This window comes from Egibacteraceae bacterium (genome assembly GCA_035540635.1).
Lineage (GTDB): Bacteria > Actinomycetota > Nitriliruptoria > Euzebyales > Egibacteraceae > DATLGH01.
In genome coordinates, this window is sequence record DATLGH010000038.1 from 1 (window position 1) to 10,644 (window position 10,644).

Consider the following 10,644-nt stretch of genomic DNA (forward strand, 5'->3'; position numbering starts at 1 on the left):
TACCCGGCCGCGTCCAGCATCGCCTGCCGCGCGTCGTCCGAGAGCGGCGCGCGGCCGAGGTTGGTGTGCACGACGACGCCGGCGGCGCGGAGGGCTCAGTCGCCAGAGGCGAGGCGGGCGGCGTCGCGCCGTTCGAGACGCACCTCCCGGTCGTCACCGACCACGGGGGAGAAGCTCACCGTCAGCGTGAGCGGGTTGGCGGCGAGCAGGTCGGCGAGGGCCCGCAGGGCCGGCATGTCGCCCTCCTGCAACGCGTCGAGGAGGTCGCCGAGCGCCACCTCCATGAGCGTGATGCCGCTGCGGGGGTCCGCCACGCGGGCGGGCAGTGGCACGTCGGGGCCCGTCAGCGTCACCGCGGGACCGTCCCAGCGCGCCACCCGCAGCGCCACGGCGGTTCTCGCCTGGTCCGCGTCGACGCCCGGCAGGCCCTCGGCTCGCGCCTCGGCGAAGCTGCGGACGGTCTCCTGCACCGCGGCGAGCAGCGGGACCACGACATCGACGGGCACGGCTTCCCCGGCGGCTTCGACGGTGAGGGTCAGCTGGCAGCGCTCGGCCGCGTCGAGCTCGCCGGCGATGTGCTGGCGCCGGCGGCCGAGCACGTCCTTCATGAGCCGCAGACCGGGGTACTCGTCGACGAGGGGGTCGTCGAAGGCACGCAGCGCATGAGCCATGGCGTCGAGCTGCTCGCGCAGCTTGTCCCTGCCGTTCATCGGCCGACCGTACCGCTGCGGGCCGCAACGTGCGTCATGGCACCACGAGGAAGCCCTTCGGCGACCCGTCGCGGTCGTGGCCGAAGTAGTCCTCCCACCGTTCGCAGGCGATGCGGAACTTCGGGTGCCCGAGATGGCCCCGCGGGTAGGCGACGACGGGATAGGCGTCGCACTGCCAGAAGTCCTCGGTGTAGTGGCCGCCGATGAGGCTCGTGACGAGGAGCCGGCGGTGGGGCGGCATCTCGTCGAAGGACGACCCCTCGACCACCGTGACGATGTCGACGTCGGCCGGATCGGTCTTGGCGCTGACGAAGCTGCCGTCGAGCCACTGGCAGCGGACCTCCACGAGCTCGTCGAGCGCCCGCCGGTGCTGGCGCCAGTACTGGAAGATCGCGGTCCGCGTCGTCGACGTCGAGAACGCGCCGACGAGGCGCTCGGCGATCTCGTCCTCGGTGCTCTCGTGCCGGCCCGGCGGCAGGTTCCCCGCGTCGTCGAAGTCGGGTATGCCCATGGCGGGACGCGTCCCCCGCAAGGCGGCACCCAAACCTCGCCCACCGGGCGGGTAGCCTGGCGTGTGGCCGCCGCCCAGGGAAAGGCATCTCCTTGGCCATCGCCCTCCCACCCGCCCGCTCCGTCAGCGACAACCCCACGCAGGACCGGCTGCGGCGGTGGGTCGCCGAGATGCCGAACGCGCAGCGGACCGAGTTCGGCAACTACAACGTGAAGGCGCGGGTCACCGCCCGGTCGGCGGGTTCCACCTTCGTCGTCACCGACGACCCCGAAGCCACGTCGAAGCAGACCATGCCCCGACAGGAGTACGAGCAGGTCGCGCGCCGGCAGGAGGACCACATCAGGTCGGCCGACATGGTCCTCGTCGAGGGCTACATCGGCCCGGAGAACTCGCCGATGAAACGGCCGGCGCGCGTCTTCGTCGAGCGCACGAACGCGAACATCCCAGCGATGCAGCAGCAGCTCTACTACCCGCGGGACGCCGACTGGCGGGAGGAGGACGCCCTCACGGTCGTCTACACGCCGAACTGCCCCGCGGCGGGCTACCCCGACGACCGGCTCGTGACCATCGACCTCGACAACTGGGTCACGCGGGTGTTCAACATCGACTACTTCGGCGAGTCGAAGATGGGCGGGCTGCGGATGTGGATGGAGTGGGCCTACCGGCAGGGCGCCCTCGCGATGCACGCCGGCGCGAAGGTCATCCCCGTCGACGGCGGCGAGAAGGTCGGGCTGATCATCGGCCTTTCGGGCACGGGGAAGACGACGACGACCTTCACGCACCAGAACGGCTCCCTGCCCGTGCAGGACGACATCGTCGCGCTCGTCGAAGGCGGATCCGTCTACTCGACCGAGAACGGCTGCTTCGCGAAGACCTACGGCCTCGACCCCCGGTACGAGCCGACGATCTACCATGCCCTGGCCTCGCCGCAGGGATGGCTCGAGAACGTCGCCGTGGACGAGAACGGCAGGGTCGACTTCTTCGACGCCTCCTACACCGCCAACGGGCGCGGCACGTTCGCGCTCGACGCCATCGAGCACTACGACCCCCGAAAGGTCGGCACCGCCGACTTCCTGCTCATCCTCAACCGGGCTGAGCAGATCGCGCCGGCGGTGGCGAAGATGGCCTCCATCGAGCAGTCCGTCGCCTACTTCATGCTCGGCGAGACGAAGGGCACGAGCGCGGGGGGCAAGGCGGAGGCCGGGAAGCACCTCCGCGTGCCGGGCACGAACCCGTTCTTCCTCCGCCACGACTACCTGCAGGGCAACCGTCTCGCCGAGCTGGTCCGCTCCATGGACTACGCGTTCGGGGTCTACGTGCTCAACACCGGCAGGGTCGGCGGGCCCGAGAACACGCCGGGTTCGAAGAAGGTGAAGATCCCGCACTCGTCGGCCATCGTGAAGGCTATCGCCGAGGACACGATCACCTGGGAGACCGACCCCGACTTCGGCTACCTCGTCGCCACCGCGGTGCCCGACCTCGACGATGACGAGCTCCTGCGGCCGCGGCGGCTGTACGAGCGGCTCGGTCGGGGTGAGGAGTACCGCGAGCGGGTGGAGCGCCTCAAGCGCGACCGCCGGGCGTACATGGCCGGCCACCGAGGACTCGAGCCCGCGATCGTCGACGCACTCGGGTAGCCGAGGGAGGAGCCCCCGCCCTGCCGCCTGATCGCCGCGAGGGTCGGGTTATGTGCCCGTTGCCGCTCGTGTAGGCTCTCACGGCCGAGCTCGGGGGTCCGATCATGAGCAAGAGCGGTCCAGAGGCCGCCAACCGCAGGGGACGCGCAGGGCGGCGCGTCCGGTGTCAGAGGCTGGTCGGGGCGGTGCTGACCGTGCAGCTCGCCGTGGGGCTGCTCCTTGTCGGGGTCGACCAAGCCGGCGACCCGGCTCCGTCCCCCGCTGCGGACGCCGCCACGGGCGTCACCGACGCCGCAGTGGCGGCGGCGCCCCCGCCGAGCACCGGCCTTCCCCGCGCCGCGGAGGACCCGGCCCCGCTCGCGCCGGCCGCCCCCGACACCTCCGCGCCGGACGCCGGCCAACCCGCTGCCGACCCCCGCGCGGAGGCGGCGCCCGCCGAGCCGGCGCCCGCGGCCGCTGCCCTGCCCGGCGAGGCGGCGCCTGCCGTCGACTCCGCCCCGCTCGTCGTGCCCGAGCCCGGCCCGCCGCCGCCACCGTCGGGGGAGGCGCCGGCGGTCGTCGCGGCGCCCGTGCCTGCAGCGACCCCCGGAACGACGGTCGCGGCCAGCGCCCCCGCGGCGACCGAGAGCGAGCGGATCTTCGCCAGTGAGTTCCCCGCCCACGCCGCCGCCCGGCAACGCGCCGACGTCCCCTCGTCGTACCACTGGGCGGTCATCGTCGGCGTGAACGACTACCTGGGCCGGACGTCGAACACCGTCGGCTCGGTCGGTGACGCCCTCGTCCTGCGCGACACGCTCTACGGCCGGGGGTGGCGCGGCGACCAGGTCCTCACCCTCACCGATCACGCAGCCACCCACGACCGGGTCGTGCGGGCCATCGAGTGGCTCATCCGCTCGACGGACGAACGCTCGACCGTCGTCTTCAGCTTCTCCGGCCACATGCGTCACAACTCCGGTGTCACCGCGCTGTGGCCCGCGGACAACCGCTTCATCTGGGCCGGCGACCTCGGGCGCATGCTCGGCGCGGTGCGCGCCGACCGGCTGTGGGTGAGCCTGCAGGGCTGCCACGCCGCCGGGCTCGCCGCTCCCGGGTTGCAGGGGGGCAACCGGGTGGTCACCTACGCCTCGGGGGTGCACGAGAAGGCCTACGAGGACCCCGCCAGGGGCCAGTCGGTGATGGGCCACTTCCTGCTCGCCGAGGGCCTGCGCGGCGGACTCGGCGACCGGGAGGCCGGCAACGGCGACGGCCGCAGCAGCGTCCAGGAGGCGTTCGCGTGGGCGGCTCCGCGCGCGACCTCGCGCACGCACGGCCAGTCCCACGGGCCGCAACGGCCGGTGATCGCCGACGGTCTCGGCGGTCGGCAGTTCGTCATCGAGGTCACGGGCGCTCCGCCCACCGCCGCCCGTCCACCGGCACGCGCCCCCGAGGCGCGCTCCGAGCGCAAGGCGCCCCGGCGCCGTCTGCTCAACCTGCGGCCGCTCCTGGGGAGCTGACCCCCGCGCCGGCGTGACCGTGCGGGGCCGGCTTGCGCACGGCCTCGGCGAGCCACTACAGTTCGGCCATCCTAACTTTGGTTAGGGTTCCCTAAGGGCCTGGTCCTCAAGGGAGCCACCGAAGTCCGCTCGTTCGTTCCGTTGGTCGGACCCGTCCCGGGAGGTCGCCCGTGCGCCGCTTCACCCTCTGCAGCCTGCTCCTCGCGTTCACACTCCTGGCCGGCGCGTGCGCCGGTGGGACTGAGGGGCCGCAAGCCAGTCCCGACGCCTCACCCAGTCCCGACGACACCGCGGAGGAGTCGGACGAGCCAGCCGACGCCGACGCGCCGCTCACCGTCTACACGGGGCGCAGCCTCGAGCTCGTCGGTCCCCTGCTCGAGCAGTTCCAGGAGGAGACGGGGATCGTGCTGCAGATCCGCAGCGGCGACACGGCCGAGCTCGCGGCGACGATCCTCGAGGAGGGCGACAACAGCCCGGCGGACGTGTACTTCGGCCAGGACGCCGGCGCGCTCGGGTCGCTGGCGAAGGCGGGGAGGCTCGCGCCCCTGCCCGACGAGCTCCTCGAACGGGTCGACCCCCGCTTCCGCGCGGCGGACGGGACGTGGGTCGGCACGTCGGGGCGTGCACGCGTCATCGTCTACTCCACCGAGCTCGTCGCGGAGGAGGAGGTGCCCGACAGCGTCCTCGACCTCACCGACCCGCGCTGGAGCGGCCGGGTCGGCTGGGCGCCCACGAACGGCTCCTTCCAGGCGTTCGTCACGGCGATGCGCCTCGAGCTCGGCGACGACGCCACCAGGGAGTGGCTCGAGGGCATGGTCGCCAACGACGTGCAGACCTACGCGAACAACGCCGCGCAGGTCGAGGCCGCCGGACGGGGCGAGATCGAGGTCGGCCTCGTCAACCACTACTACCTCTACCGCTTCCTCGACGAGGACCCCAACTACCCGGCCGCGAACAAGTTCCTCACCTCGGGGGACGCCGGGGCACTCGTCAACGTCGCCGGCGTGGGCATCCTCGAGACGAGCGACCACCAGGACCGCGCGGCCCAGCTCGTCGACTTCCTGCTGTCCGAGGAGGCCCAGACCTACTTCGCCGACGAGACGAACGAGTACCCGCTCGTGACCGGCGTCGCCGCCCGTGACGAGCTGCCGCCGCTCGCGGAGATCGACACGCCCGACATCGACCTCGGTGACCTCGACGACCTCGAGGGCACCCTGCGGATGCTCCGGGAGACCGGCGCTCTCGACTGAAAGGCACCCGGAACGCAAGCGGGGGCCCTCTCCCCGCCCAACCGGCTCAGGAGACGGGACCCTCCGCGACGATGCTGCCGGTGGGTTGGGGGGAGCCCCCGTGCGGCTCGACGGTGACCGCCGCATATTCCGCGCCGACGACCGCGCCGTCGACGACCGCCACCGCCCGTCCCTCGCTGTCGGTGTCGAAGAGGGCGGCCGGCCTTGGGGTGCCGTCGTGGAAGAGCCACAGCTCGTAGGTGGACCCCGCGTCGAGTGGCTGCAGGCCGTGGCCGACGAACACCCCCGCGTCGAGCGACGGGGAGTAGAGGAAGCGCGCCGACGTGCCCTCGGCGGTGTCGAGCAGGCGGGTCTCGGCGTCCGCGGCGGCCAGCACGGCGAGGGCCTCTTCGTCGAGCGTGACGGTCGGCGCCGCGGCCTCGAGCTCGCTGACCCGCTGGTTCAGGTGGACCGCGACGCCGGACAGCACGAGGAGGGCTGCGGCGAGCACGGCGGCGACGCTGCCGAGCAGCCCCTCCACGAGCCGCCGTCCTGTCGGACGCGCCCTTGACGCAGGGTGCGCGCGGGGCGGCAGCTGCCGCACGACGTCGACCGCCCGTAGCACGTCGCCGCGCAGGGTCGGCGGCGGCCGCTCCGCCGTCATGGCCCCGAGCACCGCTGCGGTGGCCTGGAGCTCGGCGACCTCGATGGCGCAGGCCCCGCAGACGGCGAGGTGGCCCTCGAAGAAGGTCAGGTCCCCGGGCGGCAGGGCATCCAGCGCGTAGGCGCCCGCGAGGGTGTGCACATCGGCGGTCACGGTCCGCTCCCGAGGCCCCGTCGCCCGCGGGTCATGCGGTCACCCCGAGGGAGTCGCGCAGCCGGATGAGCCCGTCGCGCAGGCGGGTCTTGACCGTGCCGAGGGGCGTGTCGAGCAGCTCGGCCACCTCCCGGTAGGTCAGGCCGCCGTAGTAGGCGAGCTCGACCGCCTGCCGCTGGAGGTCGGTGAGGTCGGCGAGGGCGTTGCGGACCTGCTGGCCTTCGAGGCGCGTCTCGACCTCCTCGGCGACGCTGTCGAACGCGCGTTGCTCGTCGCGGACGGCGACCCGCACGTCGCGGTCGCGCGACGCCTGCTCGCTGCGCACCCGGTCGACGGCGCGGCGGTGCGCCATCGTCATGACCCAGGTCTTCGCGCTGCCCTTGACCGGGTCGAAGCGGGCGGCGAGTCGCCACACCTCGAGCAGGACCTCCTGGGCGACCTCCTCCGACTGCGTGGGATCGCGCAGCACCCGGCGCACGAGCCCGTAGACCGGGCCCGACATGCGGTCGTAGAGTCCGGCGAAGGCGCGCTGGTCGCCCTGGGCCACGCGCGCGAGCAACGTCTCGAAGGACACCGTCCCAGGGCCGTCCGGCAGACCCCCGGCGTCGGCGCCGCTCGGCACCGCTCGCAGCGGGCGCGGAGGGTCGGGCTGGGTCATCAGGTGGGTCTTCCTTCAGGTCCGTCGGGGGCGCCCTGCACGCGCGCCGCGCTGTCGCGTCGCGTCGATCCTTCCCTCGTTCCTTCCCTCGTTCGGGGCATCCCACTGCCCGGATTGGACAGCAAACGCCTGCGCACCCGGTCGGTGCCGCCCGCCGGGCACCCTATGCCCCACGACCCGGTGGGGACAGCAGGAGGCCGGCGGCAGCACCGACGGCGCGCATCCACTCCGCGTGGTCGGCGGGCCTCGCGTGAGCGTTCAGGCCGCTCGGGTTCGGCAGAACCCACCACGACGCTCCTCCGTCGGTGCGCTCCTGGCGTCCCAGGCGCGCACCGGGGTCGCCGAAGGCCTGCCGGTAGGCGGTGACGCCGAGCACCGCCACCACCGCCGGGCACCAGTGCGCCACCCGCTCGGTGAGCACGCCCCCGCCGGCCCGAAGCTCCGCCACGGACAGCTCGCTCGCGCGTGCCGTCGCCCGCGCCACGAGGTTGGTGAGGCCGATGCCGAGGGCCGCGAGGCGCTCCTGGTCCTGCGGTCCGAACGGCTCGGGGACGAGGCCCGCAGTGAACAGCGCCGGCCAGAACCGGTTGCCGTGGCCGGCGAAGTGGCGCCCGAGCGCCGCCGAGCGCGTCCCGGGGTTGATGCCGACGAACAGCAGCCGCATCCCTGCCCCGGCGATGTCGGGCAGGGGGCCTACGTCCCCCGACGGACCCCGACCGGTCGTGGGCGCCAAGGACCTATGCTCCAGGGCCATGGACATCGGAGCGCACGTGCCACCCTCGGACCCGCTCGCCGAGGCTGCCGCTCGGGACGCGGACTGCGTACAGGTGTTCCTGTCCAACCCCCAGAGCTGGAAGAAGCCCCGACCCCGCGAGGACGCGGAGCGCCTGCGTGCGGCCGCCCTGCCCGTCTACGTGCACGCTCCCTACCTCGTCAACGTCGCGTCCCCCAACAACCGGATACGCATACCCTCACGCAAAATACTGCAGGACACCTGCGACGCGGCGGCGGCCATCCACGCCGCTGCGGTGATCGTGCACGGCGGCCACGTCGACGCCGGGACCGACGAGCAGGAGGGTTTCGCAAACTGGCGTAAAGCGCTCGAGCGTTTGGAGACCGACGTCCCGGTGCTCATCGAGAACACCGCGGGCGGCCAGCATGCAATGAGTAGGCACTTCGACGTCATCGGGCGACTGTGGGAACGGCTCGAGGGCCTCCAGGTCGGATTCTGTCTCGACACGTGCCACGCGCACGCCGCGGGGGAGAAGCTCGTCGACGCGGTGGAGCGGATCATCCAGATTGTCGGACGCATCGGCCTCGTCCACGCGAACGACTCGAAGGACGAGCCGGGCAGCGGCCGCGACCGCCACGAGAACTTCGGCCGGGGCCGCATCGACCCCGAGCTGATCGTCGCGGTCGTGCGGGAAGCCGGCGCACCGGTCATCTGCGAGACTCCGGGCGGCGCCGAGGCCCAGGGCGAGGACATCGCCTGGCTCCGCGACCACCTGGGCCCGTAGGCGCTACCTGCGTGGGCTGCGCTTGTAGAGCGTGGGGGCGCGGCCGGGGCCCCGGTGGTCCGGATCGGTCCCCTGCGCCCGGATGAGCCCGTTCTGCTCGGCTTCCTTCACGACACTGCGGATCGTGGCGAGTGAGCCGCCGGTGCGCTCCTGCAGGTCCTTGATCGTGAAGGTGCCGCGTGGAAACCCCGCGCGCACCGCCTCCGCGCTCACGCGGGTCCTGCGCGTGGCCGAGCGCCGCCGAGTCGCCCGGTCCCGCCCCATGCGAAAGCCCGCCTTGCGCAGGACGCGCTCAGGGACGCCCTCGGCCGCGAAGGCAGACGCACCGATGCCCTGGTCGTCTGCCCAGGCCTTCGCGTGCGTGACGAACTCGCCTTCGTAGCGCTCGATGGAGGGCTGCTGCGCGTCGTCTATCTGCTGTCGAAGCAGCAGCCGCTCCAACCGGTCGTCGCTTGCCTCGAGTCGTCTCTGCAAGTCGGCGATGTGCGCATCGTCGCGAAGGGAGGTGGGGTCCTTCAACGCGACGAGATAGTCGCGCACCGCGGATTCCGCCGTCGTCGGCATGACTGTCCTTTTGGAAAGGTCGGTAAAGGAGAAGGATTCGGAGGCTACCGACAGCATAAAGGGGCGGTGCGCACTTGGCGAGCATCCGCCGTGCCGGCCCGCAGGTGCGCTGCCGCTTCCCAACGGACACTCGCGCGCCGGCCGAGTTTGTCATACGGTGTGCGCTGTGCGCTGTGCGGTGGCCGCATGGCGGCCGGGGTTACGGTGCGACGGCGGGTGGTCCGGACGGACGGGCTGCGCGGGCAGCGGACCGGTGAGGAACGAGGAACGGAGTCCGCTGGTGCCATTTCCCGAAGACGTGGCTGAGGGCGTGCGCAGCGGGGACCCCGACGCGGTGGGACGGGTCTACGTCGCGCTCGCCGATCGCCTGCTCGGCTACCTCATGGCGCGGGTGCCCGACCGCGCGACCGCAGAGGACCTGCTGGAGATGACCTTCCTCGAGCTGCTCCTACGGGGGAGCACCATTCGCGGTGGTCCAGCGGCCATGAAGGTCTGGCTTTTCCGGGCTGCGCACTACAACGCCCTCGACCACCTGCGCAAGGTGAAGCGGCGGGCGGAGGACCTCTACGAGGACGCGCAGGCGATCGAGGTCGCCGACCACGGGCTGGGGCCCGAGGACTGCGCGGTCGCGGGGGACGTCAGCCGCCGGGTGCGCGCACTCATGGACGAGCTGTCCGACGAGCAGCGCCAGGTCCTGCTCCTGCGCTACGTCGGCGGCCTGACCGCCCCCGAGACCGGCCGGGTGCTCGGCAAGACCGACGGCGCGGTGCGCAGCCTGCAGCACCGCGGCGAGCGGGCCCTCGCCCGGCTGCTCGAACACGAAAGCGGGCGTGCCGCACCGTCTCTGGCCGACGAGGCGTCCTAGGTATGGGTCAGCCGCGTCTTCGGCTGTCCCCGTGATATCCGTATGCGACGACCCGGACCCCCCGACCACATGCGCACCCCCGAGGACGACTACGACCCGACGCTCGCCGAGCTGCTCCGGCGCGCGTACGCGCGCACGGTCGACGTCGACACGGCCGCCCGCCACCTCTGGGCCATCGACAGGGCGGCACGGTTGGCCCGGCGGGCCCGCCGGGCGACGCGGAGCCGCCGCGCGGTCGTGTCCGCGCTCACGAGCCTCATGCTCGTCGCCATGTCGGGAGCCGCGGTCGCCGCGAGCGGCGCGGCGCTGCCGGGAGACGCCCTCTACGCGGTGAAGCGGGGCACCGAGCGCGTGCATCTCGTGCTCGCGGTGCGCCCGGCCGCTGACGCCCAGGTGCATCTCGCAATCGCTCGCCGGCGCTGGGAGGAAGCGCAGCGCGCCGCCGGTTCCCGGCCCGCGGTCGTGCCCCGGCTGCTGAAGGAGACGCTCGTCGCGCTTGACGCAGCCGAGCGTGGCGGCGGAGCCGTGGCCGACGAGGCGCTCGCCCTGCGCAGCCGGGTGCGGGGCGGCAGCGGCCAGGTGGCGTTCGGCAACCGCCCGCCGCCAACGCAGCACGACGTCGGGCACCCTCCCCCGCAGGAGC

General features: G+C 72.9%; 12 protein-coding genes. 6 read left to right on the plus strand and 6 right to left on the minus strand.

Annotation, left to right across the window (positions count from 1 at the left end; genetic code table 11):
* Positions 1–95 precede the first annotated feature (95 nt).
* Both VM324_06920 and VM324_06925 read right to left on the minus strand, forming a co-directional pair.
* Entirely contained in the window at positions 96–710 is a 615-nt protein-coding gene (locus VM324_06920; GenBank protein ID HVL99005.1) for a hypothetical protein, read from the minus strand.
* 34 nt (positions 711–744) lie between these two features.
* The gene (locus VM324_06925; GenBank protein HVL99006.1) at positions 745–1,221 is read right to left on the minus strand and encodes a hypothetical protein; all 477 of its coding nucleotides are present in this window, start codon (positions 1,219–1,221) and stop codon (positions 745–747) included.
* A gap of 92 nt (positions 1,222–1,313) precedes the next feature.
* On the opposite strand from VM324_06925, the gene VM324_06930 reads away from it, so the two are divergent.
* The 3 genes from VM324_06930 (at position 1,314) to VM324_06940 (ending at position 5,601) form a co-directional block, all read left to right on the plus strand.
* Entirely contained in the window at positions 1,314–2,858 is a 1,545-nt protein-coding gene (locus tag VM324_06930; protein ID HVL99007.1) for a phosphoenolpyruvate carboxykinase (ATP), read from the plus strand.
* A gap of 185 nt (positions 2,859–3,043) precedes the next feature.
* On the plus strand, positions 3,044–4,351 hold the full coding sequence (locus tag VM324_06935) for a caspase family protein (protein HVL99008.1): 1,308 nt from the start codon (positions 3,044–3,046) through the stop codon (positions 4,349–4,351).
* Between the two features lie 170 nt (positions 4,352–4,521).
* Positions 4,522–5,601 (plus strand): iron ABC transporter substrate-binding protein, encoded by a 1,080-nt coding sequence (locus VM324_06940; protein HVL99009.1) that lies wholly within the window; start codon positions 4,522–4,524, stop codon positions 5,599–5,601.
* 46 nt (positions 5,602–5,647) lie between these two features.
* Here the strand turns inward: VM324_06940 and VM324_06945 are convergent, their stop codons facing one another.
* The 3 genes from VM324_06945 to VM324_06955 form a co-directional block, all read right to left on the minus strand.
* Positions 5,648–6,397 carry an anti-sigma factor gene (locus VM324_06945; GenBank protein HVL99010.1) on the minus strand — a complete coding sequence of 250 codons (750 nt, stop codon included), beginning with the start codon at positions 6,395–6,397 and terminating at the stop codon, positions 5,648–5,650.
* 31 nt (positions 6,398–6,428) lie between these two features.
* Positions 6,429–7,055, minus strand: a complete 627-nt coding sequence (locus VM324_06950; GenBank protein ID HVL99011.1) for a sigma-70 family RNA polymerase sigma factor — start codon at positions 7,053–7,055, stop codon at positions 6,429–6,431.
* Positions 7,056–7,218: 163 nt separating this feature from the next.
* Positions 7,219–7,788, minus strand: a complete 570-nt coding sequence (locus VM324_06955) for a mismatch-specific DNA-glycosylase (protein HVL99012.1) — start codon at positions 7,786–7,788, stop codon at positions 7,219–7,221.
* Positions 7,789–7,807: 19 nt separating this feature from the next.
* Between VM324_06955 and VM324_06960 the strand changes: the two genes are divergently transcribed.
* Positions 7,808–8,572 (plus strand): deoxyribonuclease IV, encoded by a 765-nt coding sequence (locus tag VM324_06960; GenBank protein ID HVL99013.1) that lies wholly within the window; start codon positions 7,808–7,810, stop codon positions 8,570–8,572.
* A 3-nt stretch (positions 8,573–8,575) separates the two neighbouring features.
* On the opposite strand, the gene VM324_06965 is transcribed toward VM324_06960, so the two are convergent.
* Positions 8,576–9,193, minus strand: coding sequence for a hypothetical protein (locus tag VM324_06965; GenBank protein HVL99014.1), 618 nt, complete (start codon positions 9,191–9,193; stop codon positions 8,576–8,578).
* A gap of 223 nt (positions 9,194–9,416) precedes the next feature.
* On the opposite strand from VM324_06965, the gene VM324_06970 reads away from it, so the two are divergent.
* Positions 9,417–10,001, plus strand: coding sequence for an RNA polymerase sigma factor (locus tag VM324_06970; protein HVL99015.1), 585 nt, complete (start codon positions 9,417–9,419; stop codon positions 9,999–10,001).
* Positions 10,002–10,043: 42 nt separating this feature from the next.
* On the plus strand, positions 10,044–10,644 hold a 601-nt coding region (locus tag VM324_06975), incomplete at its 3' end, for a DUF5667 domain-containing protein (GenBank protein ID HVL99016.1).

Coding starts and splice junctions, on each gene's coding strand:
- VM324_06960 (HVL99013.1), top strand. CDS start 7,808: ATGGACATCGGAGCGCACGTGCCACCCTCGGACCCGCTCGCCGAGGCT.
- VM324_06965 (HVL99014.1), bottom strand. CDS start 9,193: ATGCTGTCGGTAGCCTCCGAATCCTTCTCCTTTACCGACCTTTCCAAA.
- VM324_06920 (HVL99005.1), bottom strand. CDS start 710: ATGAACGGCAGGGACAAGCTGCGCGAGCAGCTCGACGCCATGGCTCAT.
- VM324_06950 (HVL99011.1), bottom strand. CDS start 7,055: ATGACCCAGCCCGACCCTCCGCGCCCGCTGCGAGCGGTGCCGAGCGGC.
- VM324_06925 (HVL99006.1), bottom strand. CDS start 1,221: ATGGGCATACCCGACTTCGACGACGCGGGGAACCTGCCGCCGGGCCGG.